This is a genomic window from Vibrio sp. R12-SW3-ISO1 (assembly GCF_059834005.1).
Genome location: NZ_JCBDGK010000038.1, coordinates 214883 through 231209 on the forward strand (window position 1 = coordinate 214883; position 16327 = coordinate 231209).

Here is a 16327-nt window from a genome sequence, read left to right on the forward strand (position 1 = left end):
ATTTACTGTGTTATTGAGCGTTTAGGTCAGATTACCAACCTTTAACGACACCACCTTGGAAGATGTCTGAGGCAGCGTTGTACACTTCGTCAGTTTGGTAAGCTTTTACGAAGTTTTGTACATTCTCTGCTGAGACGTTGTTTTCACGCGCAACGATAAGGTTCACGTATGGTGACTCTTTATCTTCAACAAACACACCGTCTTTCTCTGGCGTCAGGTTGATAGAGCTTGCGTAAGTGGTGTTGATGACAGACAGCGCAACATCATCAAGAGAGCGTGGCAGCTGGGCAGCGTCTAGCTCAAGAATTGAGATGTTTTTTGGATTTTCAACGATGTCGCGTACCGTTGCCAGTAGACCAACGCCTTCACGCAGTGTGATCAGACCTTGCTGCTCTAGTAGAATCAATGAGCGACCTAGGTTAGTTGGATCGTTAGGAACGGCGATACGTGCACCCTCTTCGATCTCTTCCACAGAGGTCACTTGCTTAGAGTAACCCGCGATTGGGTAAACGAAAGTGTTACCTGCGATAGCCAGCTTGTAACTACGGTCAGCAATTTGCTGATCTAGGTATGGTTTGTGCTGGAACGCGTTGATGTCGATTGAACCGTCATCCAAGGCTGCATTAGGAGTAACGTAATCCGTGAATGTCACCAATTCTACATCCAGACCGAACTGCTCTTTCGCCACTTTTGCTGCTACTTCAGCAACTTGTGCTTCTGCACCCGCCATCACGCCGACTTTGATTTTGCTGTTGTCCGCTTCTTTTTCGCCACAACCAGACAGAACCAATGCAGATGCCGCAGCGGCAATCGCCAAAAGACCTTTAAGATTAAATTTCATGACCTTCTCCTTGTGAAATTCTTAATGTTTATCTGTGATCCACGCGGCGTACAATCGCATCGCCGATAGATTGAATAATTTGAACCAGTACGATGAGCATCACCACTGTCACAGCCATGATGACTACATCGTAGCGGTGAAATCCGTAACGTATCGCGACATCACCTAGACCGCCGCCGCCCACTGTACCCGCCATTGCTGAGTAGCTCACCAATGTCACCAAAGTGATGGTGACGGAGTTGACGATGGTCGGCATCGCTTCAGGAAGCAATACTTTACTGATGATTTGCATTGGCGTCGCACCCATAGATTGCGCAGCCTCGACCAAACCGCTTGGCACTTCCAGTAGTGCGCCTTCAATCAGGCGAGCGACGAATGGAATCGCACCAATCGTGAGCGGCACGATGGCGGCGGTGGTACCGATAAAAGTGCCCACCAACAGTTTCGTCACAGGGATGATGGCAACCATCAACACCAAAAACGGCACGGAGCGACCAATATTGACGATTGCGCCCAACACACCATTTAATTTGGTGTTTTCTAGTAGGCCACCTTTTTTGGTCGTGTGTAAGATAACGCCGAGAGGGATACCGACAGCAAAGCCCACGATACCCGCGACGGCGACCATGTAGAGGGTTTCCCACGTCGCGCCAATCAATAGCTTACTGTTAAGCTCGAGCCACTGTGAAATCGTGTTAAAGGACATAGCCAAGCACCTCTACCTTTACATTGTGTTCACGCAGAAATTCGATTGCTGCGTTGTCGTCTTGCTCATTACCAAATAGCTCGGCGACCATCATGCCGAATTTTACGCCACCGGCGTAATCTAAGTCTGAACTCAGAATGCTGACATCGATATTGAATTTACGCGCAATTTGGCTCATCAGCGGTGCATCGACGGTTGCGCCAGTGAATTCAAGGCGTACCAGAGGGTAGCTGCCTTCAACGCGGCTGCTTTGCAAGCGAGCCTCGTAATCTTCTGGGATCGACAAGTCGAGCGTAGAGCGGATAAATTGGTGCGCCAGCTCGGTTTTCGGGTGAGCAAAAATATCACCAACCGTGCCTTTCTCCACCAATTCACCACCACCGATGATCGCCACCTGGTGACAAATGCTTTTGACCACGTCCATCTCGTGAGTGATCAAAAGCATAGTAATGTTCAGCTTGCGGTTGATCTCTTTTAACAGCTCAAGAATCGATTGAGTGGTCGCGGGATCGAGCGCGCTGGTCGCTTCATCACACAGCAGCACTTTAGGATCTGATGCGAGCGCACGAGCGATCGCAACGCGTTGTTTCTGACCACCACTGAGGTTTGACGGGTAGCTTTCATGCTTATCAGCAAGGCCGACCAGTTTCAGTAGTTCGGTTACCTTAGTGGTGATGGCGTTTTTGTCTTTGCCCGCCAGTTCAAGTGGCAGTGCGACATTATCAAACACAGTGCGGGATGAAAGCAGATTAAAGTGCTGGAAAATCATACCGATATTGCGGCGTGCTTGGCTCAGCTGTGATTTAGACAGTGTCGTCAAATCAACACCATCAACCTTGATTGAACCTGAGGTGGGCGCTTCCAACATGTTCACGCAGCGAATCAGTGTACTTTTCCCTGCTCCAGAAGAGCCAATAACACCGAAAATCGTTCCTTGAGGAACCGTAAGGTTAATGTCTTTCAGCGCATGGATTTCCTTGCTGCCCTGATAAAACACCTTGTTGACTTGATTAATTTCAATCATCAGTTAACCCGCTTGCAAATAACTTGGTGAGAAGTCGATTATTTTGAACTACCTCTCATTTGGTAGACGATGCTATGGGTTTGCAGGTTTAGTGTCAATAGATATTTTTACGGCTAGACGTCCAAACGCCTTTTTTAACTCTCTTGTGCGGAGATTGTTTCGTCATGAGATAGATAAGAAAGAAATAACGCGGGCAAATGGCCTTATTCACCGGCGCTAAAGCGATAGTGCTCGCCTTGCTGCAATTCGCTCGTTTTAAGGTATAATTCGAGCCAAACACAGCAGACAGAGACACATATTTTGGCAAAACCAGCAGTCTTTCTAGATAGAGATGGCGTCATCAACGTTGACCACGGTTACGTGCATGATGAGCATGATTTCGAGTTTATCGATGGCGTATTTGAGGCGACGAAGCAACTCAAGCAGATGGGCTACCTATTGGTGCTGGTGACCAATCAGTCGGGTATAGCCCGTGGCAAGTTTAGCGAAGATCGCTTCTTGTCTCTGACGCAATGGATGGATTGGAACTTTGTCGATCACGGTGTCGAGTTTGATGGCTTCTATTACTGTCCGCATCACCCTGATTATGGCGACGATCGGGATTGCGAATGTCGTAAGCCAAAGCCGGGGATGTTCCAGTCAGCGCAGCGCTTTCTCGATATCGATATGGCCAAATCGGTCATGGTCGGTGATAAGGCGCAAGATTTGATGGCGGCAGAGGCTGCTGGGGTAGGGCAGAAGATTTTGGTCCGCTCAGGCAAACCGGTGACCGAACAAGGTGAAGCGCTAGCAAGCGTGGTGCTTGATAGTCTTGCCGATGTGCCGCACTATCTAACAAATACCGTTAACTAGCAAATACCGTTAACCAATAAAACCATTGACGGACAACAAGCAGTCATAGGCACAAACACTCAAGGAGTCGAGTATGAACAAGCATTTAGCCTTCTGGGCAGTCGCGGGATTGATGTTGGGCTGCGCGCAAAGCGAGCAGGCGAGCGCGCCAGTAAAGTTCCATACCTACCAGTGTGATGAGGGCAAGCAGTTTTCAGCCGCTTACCTTTCTGGTGAAGAGGCCGCACTGGTTAAAGTAGAGGGCAAATCGCTGCGTCTAACCCAGCTACCCTCAGGTTCGGGCAGCCGCTACGCGCTAATGGACGATGGTCAAGAAGTGACGCCGGCTGTCAATTTGGCCATCAAAGGCAACGAAGCGCGTTTGAACTATCAAGATCAGCGCTTTACCCAATGTGTCACTGATTAAATCCAAGTTACTGCACCTCAATAGCCAAGGCCTTCGCCTTGGCATGGCTTTTAATGACGTAGGAACATGAGCAAAAAACTCACCATTGTTGATATTGCCAAGCTGTCTGGCGTCGGAAAGTCGACCGTCTCACGTGTGCTGACCAATGACCCGAAAGTCAAACCGGAAACCCGCGCCAAAGTGGAGCGAGTGATTCAGGAGTCGGGTTATGTGCCGTCCAAATCGGCGCAATCGATGCGTGGTGGGCGACAAAAAGTCGTTGGGGTGATCATCTCTCGTCTTGACTCCCCTTCAGAAAACAGGGCAGTGAGCAGTATGCTTGCCGTCTTGTATCAACAAGGCTACGACGTGGTGATCATGGAGAGCCAGTTTGATCGCCAGATGACCAATGAACACTTAGAGGTGTTGAAAAGACGCAATGTGGATGGCGTTATCGTCTTTGGTTTTAGTGATTTGGACGTCGCGCGTCTAGCGCAGTGGCAGGCGCGCTGTGTGGTGATCGCGATGGAGACGGACGCTGTCTCTTCGATCAACTACGACAACCAAGGCGTCATCACGCACGCGCTCAATCACCTCCATCAACGTGCGTGCCGAAATATCGCGTTTATCGGCGTCGATCCCAGTGATAAAACCACAGGTAAACTGCGGTTGGACGCCTACTTGAGCTGGTGTAAGCACAACCAGATCGCCCCTTGCTATCAAACCGGTCAGCTCAGTCATGACAGTGCTTACGCGTTGGTGGATAAGGTGTTGTCTGAGCGCACCGACGCGATTGTGTGTGCCAGTGACACCTTGGCACTTGGCGTCATCAAGCGTTTGCAAGAGCTCGGTCGTGATTCTGTCAACGTGACAGGCGTAGGCGGCAGCGAGCTGCTCTCTTTCCTATTTCCGAATGTCTTTAGTATCGACCCTGGTTACGCTCAAGCGGGTGAAAAAGCGGCTAACGTATTGATCAATAAGATCAATGGTAGTTCTGATCAGGTGCACATCACTCAACAACCCATCCAAATTTAACTATCTGAATCCGTTGGCAATTTCTTATTTAGTGTGATCATTTTCAATTTATGGGACTGTTCCCATTTTAATGTCATGCGCTTTTTGGGATTATAATGTCGAATTTATGGGAATGTTCCCATTAATATAATAACAATCAAACAGAGTCAGTTTGAATGTCTGCAATCGCAGACTAATATCAATAGAATCCAATTAGGGTGGACATGGAAATGAGTAAGATAGCCAAGCAAGACGTCGAACGTCTGATTGAGCGAGTCGGTGGACGTGACAATATCGTCAGTGTAAGTCACTGTTTGACGCGGCTACGCTTTGTGTTAAACGACACCGGTAAAGCCGATGAAAAAGCCCTTGAAGCGTTGCCAATGGTAAAAGGTTGCTTCACCAATGCCGGGCAGTTTCAGGTGGTGATTGGCACGGAAGTCGATGAAGTCTACAAAGTGTTGATTGAGCTATCCGGTCAATCTGCTGCGTCGAAAGAGGAAGCCAAACTCGCGGCAAGACAGAACATGAACCTGCTTGAGCGTGGTATTTCCCATCTTGCGGAAATCTTTGTTCCGCTGTTGCCTGCGATCATCACCGGTGGTCTGATTTTAGGTTTCCGCAATGTGATTGGCGACATCCGGATGTTTGATGGCCAAACATTGACGCAAATCAGCCAGTTTTGGGCCACGGTGCACAGTTTCCTGTGGTTGATTGGCGAAGCGATTTTCTTCTTCCTACCGGTGGGTGTGTGTTGGTCAACGGTGAAAAAACTGGGTGGTACGCCGATTCTGGGCATCACGCTCGGGGTAACCTTAGTCTCACCTCAGCTCATGAACGCGTATTTGATCGGTAAGCAAGTGCCCGAAGCGTGGGATTTTGGCCTGTTTGTGATTGAAAAGGTCGGGTATCAAGCGCAGGTGATCCCCGCGATGTTGGCTGGTGTCGCCTTGGCGTTGATTGAGACCAACTTAAAGCGCATTGTACCCTCTTACCTCTACCTTGTTGTGGTGCCGTTTGTCTCCATTATTCTCTCTGTCGTGTTGGCGCACTCCCTGATTGGTCCATTTGGCCGCGTGTTGGGTAACGGTGTTGCGTTTGCTGCTAAGGCTGCCATGACCGGCGACTTTGCGGTGATTGGCTCGATGATATTCGGCTTCTTGTACGCGCCTTTGGTGATCACCGGTATCCACCACACCACCAATGCGGTTGACCTGCAACTGATGCAAGAATTAGGTGGCACACCGATTTGGCCGCTGATTGCACTATCGAATATCGCTCAAGCATCAGCGGTAGTGGGCATCATCCTGATCAGCAAAAAACACGGAGAGCGTGACATCTCTGTACCTGCTGCCATTTCTGCTTATCTAGGGGTGACTGAGCCAGCAATGTACGGCATCAACTTAAAGTACAAGTTCCCTATGCTAAGCGCGATGATTGGCAGTGCGGTCGCGGCGGCGATTTGTGGCAGTGCTGGCGTCATGGCGAACGGTATTGGGGTCGGCGGCTTGCCGGGTATTCTCTCTATCCAGCCCCAGTATTGGAGTGTTTACGCGATGGCGATGCTGGTGGCCATAGCTCTGCCTGCCATGCTGACACTCTTCTTCTATAAACGTGCGCAGTCTAAAGGCGAACTTGAGCCTGCGAACGCATAACGCTGACGGAGCGGCCTTGGTCGCTCTCTATTCTCAGCGCCCCTTCTTTGTTACTGAAATTTTAGGCGTGATATGACACGAACAACTCAAGAGGCCAATTGGTGGAAAACTGCCACCATTTATCAAATCTATCCAAAAAGTTTTTGTGATAGCGGGGCGAAAGGCACCGGTGATCTCCAAGGGATCATCGCTAAGCTGGATTACCTCAAACACCTTGGGGTTGACGCCATCTGGTTAACACCGGTTTATCAATCACCTATGGTCGACAATGGTTACGATATTTCTGACTACTACGCGATCAATCCCGAGTTTGGCACCATGGCGGACTTTGATGCGCTGCTCGCGCAGGCACATCAGCGTGGGATTCGAATCATCATGGATATTGTTGTGAACCACACGTCAACAGAGCATGCGTGGTTTCAATCTGCCCTTGGCGATAAACACAGCCCATATCGAGACTACTATATCTGGAAAGATCCGGTTGACGGACAAGCGCCTAATAACTGGCAATCCAAATTTGGCGGCAGCGCATGGGAGTTAGATAAGCCAACAGGGCAGTATTACCTGCACCTCTTTGCGAAAGAGCAGGCGGATCTCAACTGGGAAAACCCGCAAGTGCGCGCTGAAGTGAAAGAGATCATCAGCTTTTGGGCCCAAAAAGGGGTCGATGGTTTCCGTTTGGATGTGATTAATTTGATTTCCAAGCAGCAAGACTTCCCCAATGATGAGTGTGGCGATGGCCGCCGCTTTTACACCGATGGTCCGAAAGTACACACCTATTTGCAAGAGATCAGCGACGCCGTCTTTCAGCAATATGGCAGTGTGACGGTGGGGGAGATGTCGTCCACCACACTGGAACATTGTCAGCAGTACTCGTCACTCGATGGCCGTGAGTTGTCGATGGTGTTTAATTTCCATCATCTCAAAGTGGACTACCCCAATGGTGAGAAGTGGAGTCATGCACCGTTTGATTTTCTCGCTCTAAAACAAATATTCAACCACTGGCAAACCGGGCTGAATGGCCAAGGGTGGGGCGCGCTCTTTTGGTGTAATCATGATCAGCCGCGTATCGTGAGCCGCTTGGGCGACGATCGCCGCTATCGAGTCGAGTCGGCAAAGATGTTGGCGGCCTCCATCCATATGATGCAGGGTACCCCTTACATATACCAAGGGGAAGAGATTGGCATGACCAATCCCAACTATGACTCGATCTCTCAGTATCGAGATGTGGAGAGCATCAACATGTACGACATCATGGTCAACCAACAAGGACTGAGCGAGCAAGCCATGTTAGCCATCTTGGCGCAAAAATCGCGTGACAACTCTCGCACGCCAATGCAATGGAATGGTGAGCGTAATGCAGGATTTTCCAAGGGCCAGCCTTGGCTCGATATCGCCAGCAACTACCAAGAAATTAACGCCGAGCAAGCTGTCGCCGACAAAAACTCTGTGTTTTATTTCTATCAGCGCTTGATTCAACTGCGTAAAGCGATCGCGGTGATCACCGACGGGGATTACCTTGACCTCTATCCTACCCACACTTCCGTGTTTGGTTATCAACGCCGTAATGGCAATCAAACGCTGATTTGTCTGAACAACTACTATGGTGAAGAAACGCAGTGCGAGTTACCCGATGCATTTGAGCTCGACAAGGCGCGTTATCTTCTTGGCAATTATGCCGATCATTCAGCCGATTGCTCACAGCCCGTCAATCGTCATCAGGTATTAAGGCCATACGAAACGCGGATTATTCTCAGCGAAGTGTAGAGCGAGAGATAACCCAAACCGAGCGTTACCCCCGCTTTTGGCCCTGCTTGTCAGGGCATTTTTCTATCGGCTAAATGCGAATTGAGAAAAAAGCAGCGGTGTTTGGAAAGGAACGCGACAGTATAGAAACGAAGAAGTATAGGAGCGCAGAAGTATAGATGCAAAAAAGCCAGCTCAATGAGCTGGCTTTCGTCAATATGGTGGAGGGGGACGGATTCGAACCATCGAAGGCAGTGCCGGCAGATTTACAGTCTGCTCCCTTTGGCCACTCGGGAACCCCTCCAGGGTGTTTTTATCCTTAACCGATGATTTCCCAACTCATCAATCAAGCGTGCTCGTTAGAGCGAATATGGTGGAGGGGGACGGATTCGAACCATCGAAGGCAGTGCCGGCAGATTTACAGTCTGCTCCCTTTGGCCACTCGGGAACCCCTCCAGGGTATTTTTATCCTTAACTGATGATTTCCCAACTCATCAATCAAGCGGGCTCGTTAGAGCGAATATGGTGGAGGGGGACGGATTCGAACCATCGAAGGCAGTGCCGGCAGATTTACAGTCTGCTCCCTTTGGCCACTCGGGAACCCCTCCGGGGTATTTTTATCCTTAACCGATGATTTCCCAACTCATCAATCAAGCGTGCTCGTTAGAGCGAATATGGTGGAGGGGGACGGATTCGAACCATCGAAGGCAGTGCCGGCAGATTTACAGTCTGCTCCCTTTGGCCACTCGGGAACCCCTCCAGGAATTTTTATACTTAACGGATGATTTCCCAACCCATCAATCAAGTGCGGAGCGAATCATAGCAAACTCGCCCAAGCTGTAAAGCCTTTTCTTAGCATTTTGAACTGAATGGTGCCTTTTTGGGCAAAGACGGGATTTATTCACCATAAAGGACACAAAAGTCGCGCTTCTCTTACTGTTTATTTCTCACTCTTTACATTACTTGACGTTGTATCTACGTATAAAGCGCTAGAATAAGTTGGGTTTAATTGGACTGAACTATCATCATGAAAAAGAAAATTTTTGTAAGTCTGTTGTCATTATCGATGTTGGCCAACACATCCGTCGCGTTCGCGCGTGGTCCGAGTATCAGTGTGATCACAGAATCTGTGGATATTCATCAAGTATCGCAATCTCTTTCTTTGGTCGGCAAACTGAAAGCGGATCAATCGGTCACTATCGCCTCAGAAGTGGCCGGTAAAGTGGACACCATTGCGGTACTGGCGAATCAAGAAGTTCAGCAAGGGCAACTGCTCGTGAAACTTGATGACGATAAAGCACGCGCTGCGGTGGTGGAAGCGCAGGCTTACCTCAAAGATGAGCAGCGTAAACTCAAAGAATTTGAGCGTTTGGTGTCACGTAACGCCATTACGCAAACCGAAATCGACGCGCAAAAAGCGAGCGTCGATATTGCCAAAGCGCGCCTCGACGCCGCCAATGCCAATCTGAATGACCTCCATATTAGTGCCCCTTTTTCCGGTACGGTTGGCTTTATTGATTTCAGTCGCGGCAAATTGGTCAGCGTTGGCTCAGAACTGCTGACGCTCGACGACCTCACCGTGATGCAGTTAGACCTTCAAGTGCCAGAGCGCTATTTATCGCAGATTTCACGAGGTATGAAGGTCAAAGCGACCAACGCGGCATGGCAAGGTCGCGTGTTTGAAGGCGAGGTGATCGGCATCGATTCACGCATCAATGCGGAAACCTTGAACCTGCGTGTACGTATTCACTTTGATAACCCAGACAACCTGCTCAAACCCGGCATGCTGGTTTCCGCAGAGATGGACTTTCCAGCGATCGAAGCGCCCATTATTCCAGTACAAGCGCTTGAATATTCGGGCACGAAGCGTTTTGTCTACGTCATCGATGAGCAGGGTAAGGCCACCCGAACCGAAGTTTTACTCGGCGCGCGCATCGGCAACCAAGTGGTGATTGAGCAAGGACTCGATATCGGTGAGAAGATCGTAGTGCAGGGCATTGTTAATATGCGTGATGGCGTGACCGTAAGTGAGCTTGGGCCGGATGGTAAGCCGCTCAAAAGCCAGGTTGAGCGTGCAGCACGAGAAGGGGCGAACTGATGCTGTTATCCGATGTATCGGTTAAAAGACCGGTTGCCGCCATCGTACTGAGCTTGCTGCTGTGTGTGTTTGGCATTGTGTCGTTTAGCAAACTGGCGGTGCGTGAAATGCCTGACATCGAAAACCCTGTGGTATCGATCAGCACTCGCTACAGTGGCGCGTCCGCCACCATCATAGAAAGCCAGATTACCTCAGTGTTGGAAGATCAGCTCTCGGGTATCAGCGGTATTGATGAGATCTCCTCGACCACACGCAACGGGATGTCGCGCATTACTATCACGTTCGAGTTGGGGTATGACCTCAACACCGGGGTGAGTGATGTGCGTGATGCGGTGGCGCGCGCCCAGCGCTCTTTGCCGGACGAAGCCGACGATCCTGTGGTGTTTAAGAACAATGGTTCCGGTGAAGCGTCACTTTACATCAACTTAAGCTCGTCCGAGATGGATCGCACCCAGTTGACGGACTACGTTGAGCGGGTATTGCTCGACCGTTTCAGCTTGATCACAGGGGTAAGTTCGGTCGATATTTCTGGCGGCTTGTACAAAGTGATGTACGTTAAGCTCAAGCCAGAGCTTATGGCCGGACGCGGCGTAACGACATCGGACATTACCTCGGCGCTGCGCAGTGAAAACATTGAAAGCCCCGGCGGCGAGGTACGTAACGATCAGATCGTCATGTCAGTGCGTACCGCGCGCAGCTACAATCAGGCCGAGGATTTTGAATACCTGGTGGTCAAACGCGCCAGCGACAATACGCCCATCTATCTAAAAGATGTCGCCGATGTCTTTATTGGTGCCGAGAATGAAAACTCGACCTTTAAAAGCGACGGTGTGGTTAACGTCAGCATGGGCATTGTGCCGCAGTCGGATGCGAACCCCTTGGATGTGGCGACTTTGGTCCACAAAGAGGTCGACAATATTCAGCAGTTTTTACCTGCGGGCACTCGTTTGGCGATTGACTACGACTCAACAGTCTTTATTGAACGTTCAATCTCCGAGGTTTACAACACGCTGTTTATCACGGGCGGTTTGGTGATCTTGGTGTTGTACATCTTTATCGGCCAAGCGAGAGCGACCTTGATCCCGGCCGTCACTGTGCCCGTTTCACTGATTTCTTCGTTTATCGCTGCTTACTATTTTGGTTTTTCCATCAACTTGATCACGCTGATGGCGCTGATTTTGTCAATTGGTCTGGTGGTGGATGATGCCATCGTGGTGGTGGAAAACATCTTCCACCATATCGAGCAAGGTGAGAAGCCACTGCTTGCGGCGTATAAAGGCACGCGTGAGGTCGGCTTTGCGGTCATTGCCACCACCTTGGTATTGGTGATGGTGTTTTTGCCGATCTCCTTTATGGACGGCATGGTAGGGCTGCTGTTTACCGAGTTCTCCGTGTTGCTGGCGATGTCAGTGATCTTCTCGTCACTGGTGGCATTAACACTGACTCCGGTGCTTGGTAGTCATTTATTGAAAGCCAACGTCAAACCGAATCGTTTCAATCTGTTTGTTGATCGCATGTTTGCCCGCCTCGAATCGACGTACCGTGCTCTGCTGCGTGGCGCATTGAAGTGGAAATGGGCCGCACCTCTGGTGATCATGGCTTGTATCGGCGGCAGTTGGGGCTTGATGCAACAAGTGCCCGCACAGCTCACCCCTTCAGAAGACCGCGGAGTTATTTTTGCTTTTGCGCGTGGCGCGGATGCGACCAGTTACAACCGCATGGCGGCGAACATGGACATCATCGAAAAGCGTTTGATTCCTCTGCTTGGCCAAGGTTTCTTGAAGTCGTTCAGTATTCAATCGCCAGCGTTTGGCGGCAATGCCGGCGACCAAACCGGTTTTGTTATCATGATTTTGGAAGATTGGAATGACCGTGACATCACCGCACAAGAGGCGCTGGGTGAGGTGCGTAAAGCCCTATCAGGAATCGCCGATGTGCGCGTATTCCCGTTTATGCCAGGCTTTAGAGGCGGTTCGAGCGAGCCGGTGCAATTTGTACTAGGTGGATCGGATTACTCTGAACTAAAAACGTGGGCGGAAAAACTTGAAGCGATCGCCGAAGCGTCCCCGTATATGGAAGGGGCAGACATTAACTACTCTGAGCGTACACCAGAGTTGGTCGTCTCGGTTGACCGTCAACGCGCAGCAGAGCTTGGGATCAGCGTTCAGGATATCTCAGACACTCTTGAGATTATGCTGGGCGGCAAAAGCGAAACCACCTTTGTGGAACGCGGTGAAGAGTACGACGTCTATTTACGCGGTGATGAAAACAGCTTCAACAATGCCGCGGATTTGAGCCAAATCTACATGCGTACCTCGGGCGGTGAGCTAGTGACGCTCGATGCCTTGACTAAGATTGAAGAGGTGGCGTCATCCACACGCCTGTCTCACTACAACAAGCAAAAAGCAATCACCATCACTGCCAACCTCTCGGACGGCTACACCTTAGGTGAGGCGCTGGACTTTCTTGATCAGCAAGCGGTGGAGCTGCTGCCTGGGGATATTTCGGTCAGCTACTCGGGTGAGTCAAAAGACTACAAAGAGAATCAGTCGAGCATATTGATGGTGTTTGGTTTGGCTTTGCTGGTGGCGTATTTGGTGTTGGCGGCGCAGTTTGAAAGCTTCATCAACCCGTTGGTTGTGATGTTTACCGTACCGATGGGCGTGTTTGGTGGCTTCCTAGGTCTGGTGATTATGGGCGAGGGTATGAACATCTACAGCCAGATTGGCATGATAATGTTGATAGGTATGGTGACCAAAAACGGCATTTTGATCGTCGAGTTTGCGAACCAGCTTCGAGACCGCGGGTTTGAATTTGAGCAAGCGATTGTTGATGCGGCGGCGCGTCGTCTACGTCCGATTATGATGACGGCGTTCACCACGCTAGCGGGCGCTATCCCATTGATACTCTCGACTGGTGCTGGCTATGAAAGTCGCGTTGCGGTCGGTACGGTGATCTTCTTTGGTATGGCGTTTGCCACCTTAGTGACCTTGTTTGTCATTCCGGCGATGTACCGATTGATCTCGGCCAACACGCGATCACCGGGCCATGTTGAAGCGGAGCTCAACAAAGAGCTCAGCCAAGACGTCACGGTGCGTAAAGCGCATTAATGATTCAGCCCGCACGTTCGCGGGCTGTTTTTTAGAGGTATTTTTTTAACGGTATTGAACGGTGTAGCGCGTCGGTTTGTGGTTCATAGCGAGCACGAGGTTGAGCAAAAAAGCGCCCAGAATCGATAAGCCAATGATGTAAGGCGTCACAAAGAAGAACGAAGCGACTAAAATCAGCACATCAATCGCCAACTGAGTTTTACCCACTGAGATGGCGAAGCGATCTTGAATCCATAAACAGAGCACGTTGAAACCGCCAAGGCTTGAGCGGTGACGAAATAGGATCAGCATCCCGAGCCCCATCAGCAAGCCACCTGCCAGCGCACAGTAAATCTCATTAATGGTCTCCAGTTTTATCACTAAATAGAGGTGGTCAGCAAAAATGGAGACCAGAGCACCTGAAATAGCACTATTGACCGCAAACCGAGCGCCAAACCGCTGCCAAGCGAGCGCGTAAAATGGCAGGTTCATGGCAAAGTAGAGTGTACCGAATGACCAAGTGCTGAATTGGCTGACCAACAGAGCGAGACCTGTTGTACCGCCAGTGAGTAGCTGAGCGGATTGGAGAAAGAATACCCCTTGAGCGACAAGAAATGTCCCGGTGAGAATCGCGATCCAATCTTCTTTACGTGAGTGTTTTTCCATCAATTTGAAACTTTCATCGGAAATAATGGCGCGCATACTAGTGAAAAAATTAGGTTTTCGGTAGCTTGAGAAGGAAATTTAAGGTAAACCTATGTAATCACTGTTTTACGGGGTGTAAAGGAGAAAATTGACACTCATGATCGACGTTAACTGGGTTGAGCATCGGTGGCTGAGATCTCTGTTTATTGTGCAAGCAGAGTAGGATTCAGACAAAGTGATTGATTGACGTTATGTCGCGTATGAGAATCTTCGTAAAACATTATGAAAAAACTGCATGAGAAAAAGTGTATTTTTCTCTTTATGACCCAGATCAAATTATGTAGAATGCGCGTCATTAACCCGATGCAAACGTTTGCGTCAGCGTAAAAACGTTATTCTCAGGGTCGTAAGTCGGTTTTTTTGCCAATTTAAGTCTTAATCTGAGTCAGGAGATACAGATGCTAAAGCGTGATATGAACATCGCAGATTACGATGCGGAACTGTTCGCAGCTATCCAAGAAGAAACTCTTCGCCAGGAAGAGCACATTGAACTGATTGCTTCAGAAAACTACACGAGCCCACGTGTAATGGAAGCTCAGGGCTCTCAGCTCACCAACAAATATGCAGAAGGCTACCCAGGCAAGCGTTACTACGGTGGTTGTGAGTACGTCGATAAAGCAGAAGCGCTAGCGATTGATCGTGCTTGTCAGCTATTTGGTTGTGAATACGCGAACGTACAGCCTCACTCAGGTTCACAAGCCAACAGTGCTGTTTACATGGCGCTACTTAACCCAGGCGATACGGTCTTGGGCATGAGCTTGGCACACGGTGGTCACCTAACGCACGGTTCTCCAGTTAACTTCTCTGGTAAGCACTACAACGTCATTCCTTACGGCATTGATGAAGCGGGCCAAATCAACTACGACGAAATGGAAGCGCTAGCACTTGAGCACAAGCCTAAGATGATCATTGGCGGTTTCTCTGCGTACTCTCAAATCGTTGATTGGAAACGCATGCGTGACATCGCAGACAAAGTGGACGCGTACCTATTTGTCGACATGGCGCACGTAGCGGGTCTGATTGCCGCGGGCGAATACCCAACGCCAGTGCCTCACGCGCACGTTGTGACGACCACGACACACAAAACCCTAGCGGGTCCACGCGGTGGCCTTATCCTGTCTAACGCTGGCGAGGAGATGTACAAGAAGCTGAATTCAGCGGTCTTCCCTGGTGGTCAAGGTGGTCCTCTAATGCACGTTATCGCGGGTAAAGCGGTGGCGTTTAAAGAAGCGATGGAGCCTGAATTTAAAGCGTACCAAGGTCGTGTGGTGAAAAATGCCAAAGCGATGGTGGCTCAGTTCCAAGAGCGCGGTTACAAAATCGTGTCTAACGGTACAGAGAACCACCTGTTCTTGGTCGACTTGATTGACAAAGACATCACAGGTAAAGATGCGGATGCGGCACTAGGCGCAGCCAACATCACCGTCAACAAAAACTCAGTTCCGAATGACCCTCGCAGCCCGTTTGTGACCTCGGGTATTCGTGTGGGTACACCAGCGATCACTCGCCGCGGTTTCAGTGAAGAAGATGCGAAAGCGCTCGCTAACTGGATGTGTGACGTGCTGGATAACATCGGTAACGAAGAAGTGATTGACGCGACGAAAGCGAAGGTGCTAGAGATCTGTAAGCGTCTACCTGTTTACGCGTAATCTCACCGTTCGATGTCGAGCCTGTTTTGCAGAGCGACGGCTCAGCGAAACAAAGAAAACGCCCTTTATGTGAATACATAAAGGGCGTTTTTGCGTTTAAGGGTTATTTAGAGATGCTGAGCAGGGTGCCAGATTTACACTTGAAGGAGTAATACTTGCTGCTTTCGCTGAACTTGCCGAGCCCTTCACCGTCGCAGTAATCAATGTTGATGTCGCGCATGGTTTCCAGCGTGTTCTCGCTGTCTAACGCAAATTTAGACCCGTCGGAACAAATAATACGTACACGGCCGTCATCGCTGACTGAATAGAGATCGACTTCGGTATTGCACAGCTCAAAGGAGGCTTCACGAAAGTTATCTTGTTTTGTATTGGAGGCGCAGCCAGAGGTGATTGTGACAACGGCAATCGCGGCCATGCTAAGTGCAGTCAGTTTCATCGTATTCCCTTTGATTCATAATCTTTTCATTAGCTTAGAGAATCTCTCTAAGGCATTCAAGCTTTGGGGTGATTATTTGAGGCAATAAGTTGGACTAATAAAAAGGCTGACCTATCGGCCAGCCTAG

13 protein-coding genes and 4 tRNA genes are annotated in these 16327 nt (G+C 49.8%); 8 read left to right on the forward strand and 9 right to left on the reverse strand.

The window, feature by feature from the left end:
* Positions 1-31 precede the first annotated feature (31 nt).
* From AC6R0R_RS10005 to metN, 3 genes are read right to left on the reverse strand one after another with little or no spacing between them, the layout of a single operon-like run.
* The gene (locus tag AC6R0R_RS10005; protein ID WP_487901256.1) at positions 32-841 is read right to left on the reverse strand and encodes a MetQ/NlpA family lipoprotein; all 810 of its coding nucleotides are present in this window, start codon (positions 839-841) and stop codon (positions 32-34) included.
* A 28-nt stretch (positions 842-869) separates the two neighbouring features.
* Positions 870-1547 (reverse strand): methionine ABC transporter permease, encoded by a 678-nt coding sequence (locus AC6R0R_RS10010; RefSeq protein ID WP_334554517.1) that lies wholly within the window; start codon positions 1545-1547, stop codon positions 870-872.
* Positions 1537-2571 (reverse strand): methionine ABC transporter ATP-binding protein MetN, encoded by a 1035-nt coding sequence (metN, locus tag AC6R0R_RS10015; protein WP_334554519.1) that lies wholly within the window; start codon positions 2569-2571, stop codon positions 1537-1539. Before metN ends, AC6R0R_RS10010 begins: the two co-directional genes overlap by 11 nt.
* A gap of 300 nt (positions 2572-2871) precedes the next feature.
* Between metN and gmhB the strand changes: the two genes are divergently transcribed.
* The 5 genes from gmhB (at position 2872) to treC (ending at position 8244) form a co-directional block, all read left to right on the forward strand.
* Positions 2872-3423, forward strand: a complete 552-nt coding sequence (gmhB, locus tag AC6R0R_RS10020; protein ID WP_500626569.1) for a D-glycero-beta-D-manno-heptose 1,7-bisphosphate 7-phosphatase — start codon at positions 2872-2874, stop codon at positions 3421-3423.
* A gap of 73 nt (positions 3424-3496) precedes the next feature.
* Positions 3497-3829, forward strand: a complete 333-nt coding sequence (locus AC6R0R_RS10025; RefSeq protein WP_500626570.1) for an MliC family protein — start codon at positions 3497-3499, stop codon at positions 3827-3829.
* A 66-nt stretch (positions 3830-3895) separates the two neighbouring features.
* A complete protein-coding gene (gene treR / locus AC6R0R_RS10030; RefSeq protein WP_500626571.1) occupies positions 3896-4843 on the forward strand; it encodes a trehalose operon repressor TreR in 948 nt (315 codons plus the stop codon).
* A 209-nt stretch (positions 4844-5052) separates the two neighbouring features.
* Positions 5053-6477, forward strand: a complete 1425-nt coding sequence (gene treB, locus AC6R0R_RS10035; protein ID WP_500626572.1) for a PTS trehalose transporter subunit IIBC — start codon at positions 5053-5055, stop codon at positions 6475-6477.
* Positions 6478-6549: 72 nt separating this feature from the next.
* On the forward strand, positions 6550-8244 hold the full coding sequence (gene treC / locus AC6R0R_RS10040; RefSeq protein WP_500626573.1) for an alpha,alpha-phosphotrehalase: 1695 nt from the start codon (positions 6550-6552) through the stop codon (positions 8242-8244).
* 198 nt (positions 8245-8442) lie between these two features.
* Here the strand turns inward: treC and AC6R0R_RS10045 are convergent.
* From AC6R0R_RS10045 to AC6R0R_RS10060, 4 genes are all read right to left on the reverse strand, one after another.
* Positions 8443-8527: transfer RNA gene (locus AC6R0R_RS10045), tRNA-Tyr, on the reverse strand.
* Between the two features lie 67 nt (positions 8528-8594).
* A tRNA-Tyr gene (locus AC6R0R_RS10050) sits at positions 8595-8679 on the reverse strand.
* A gap of 67 nt (positions 8680-8746) precedes the next feature.
* A tRNA-Tyr gene (locus AC6R0R_RS10055) sits at positions 8747-8831 on the reverse strand.
* A 67-nt stretch (positions 8832-8898) separates the two neighbouring features.
* Positions 8899-8983, reverse strand: a tRNA-Tyr gene (locus AC6R0R_RS10060).
* A 267-nt stretch (positions 8984-9250) separates the two neighbouring features.
* Here AC6R0R_RS10060 and AC6R0R_RS10065 point away from each other — a divergent pair.
* Complete coding sequence (locus AC6R0R_RS10065) at positions 9251-10321, forward strand: efflux RND transporter periplasmic adaptor subunit (RefSeq protein WP_500626574.1); 1071 nt, start codon at positions 9251-9253, stop codon at positions 10319-10321.
* Entirely contained in the window at positions 10321-13431 is a 3111-nt protein-coding gene (gene vexH / locus AC6R0R_RS10070) for a vibriobactin export RND transporter permease subunit VexH (protein ID WP_500626575.1), read from the forward strand. Before AC6R0R_RS10065 ends, vexH begins: the two co-directional genes overlap by 1 nt.
* Before the next feature lie 45 nt (positions 13432-13476).
* Here vexH and AC6R0R_RS10075 read toward each other — a convergent pair whose 3' ends face one another.
* On the reverse strand, positions 13477-14076 hold the full coding sequence (locus AC6R0R_RS10075; protein ID WP_487903187.1) for a DUF6198 family protein: 600 nt from the start codon (positions 14074-14076) through the stop codon (positions 13477-13479).
* A 437-nt stretch (positions 14077-14513) separates the two neighbouring features.
* On the opposite strand from AC6R0R_RS10075, the gene glyA reads away from it, so the two are divergent.
* The gene (gene glyA / locus AC6R0R_RS10080; protein WP_500626576.1) at positions 14514-15764 is read left to right on the forward strand and encodes a serine hydroxymethyltransferase; all 1251 of its coding nucleotides are present in this window, start codon (positions 14514-14516) and stop codon (positions 15762-15764) included.
* A gap of 103 nt (positions 15765-15867) precedes the next feature.
* On the opposite strand, the gene AC6R0R_RS10085 is transcribed toward glyA, so the two are convergent.
* Positions 15868-16179, reverse strand: a complete 312-nt coding sequence (locus AC6R0R_RS10085; RefSeq protein WP_487903210.1) for a hypothetical protein — start codon at positions 16177-16179, stop codon at positions 15868-15870.
* Positions 16180-16327: the final 148 nt, after the last annotated feature.

Bases quoted from the DNA above. Each gene is read 5' to 3' on its own strand.
- glyA (WP_500626576.1), top strand. From the start codon at position 14,514: ATGCTAAAGCGTGATATGAACATCGCAGATTACGATGCGGAACTGTTC.
- treC (WP_500626573.1), top strand. From the start codon at position 6,550: ATGACACGAACAACTCAAGAGGCCAATTGGTGGAAAACTGCCACCATT.
- AC6R0R_RS10085 (WP_487903210.1), bottom strand. From the start codon at position 16,179: ATGGCCGCGATTGCCGTTGTCACAATCACCTCTGGCTGCGCCTCCAAT.
- AC6R0R_RS10010 (WP_334554517.1), bottom strand. From the start codon at position 1,547: ATGTCCTTTAACACGATTTCACAGTGGCTCGAGCTTAACAGTAAGCTA.
- AC6R0R_RS10065 (WP_500626574.1), top strand. From the start codon at position 9,251: ATGAAAAAGAAAATTTTTGTAAGTCTGTTGTCATTATCGATGTTGGCC.
- AC6R0R_RS10005 (WP_487901256.1), bottom strand. From the start codon at position 841: ATGAAATTTAATCTTAAAGGTCTTTTGGCGATTGCCGCTGCGGCATCT.
- AC6R0R_RS10075 (WP_487903187.1), bottom strand. From the start codon at position 14,076: ATGGAAAAACACTCACGTAAAGAAGATTGGATCGCGATTCTCACCGGG.
- treR (WP_500626571.1), top strand. From the start codon at position 3,896: ATGAGCAAAAAACTCACCATTGTTGATATTGCCAAGCTGTCTGGCGTC.
- AC6R0R_RS10025 (WP_500626570.1), top strand. From the start codon at position 3,497: ATGAACAAGCATTTAGCCTTCTGGGCAGTCGCGGGATTGATGTTGGGC.
- vexH (WP_500626575.1), top strand. From the start codon at position 10,321: ATGCTGTTATCCGATGTATCGGTTAAAAGACCGGTTGCCGCCATCGTA.
- treB (WP_500626572.1), top strand. From the start codon at position 5,053: ATGAGTAAGATAGCCAAGCAAGACGTCGAACGTCTGATTGAGCGAGTC.
- metN (WP_334554519.1), bottom strand. From the start codon at position 2,571: ATGATTGAAATTAATCAAGTCAACAAGGTGTTTTATCAGGGCAGCAAG.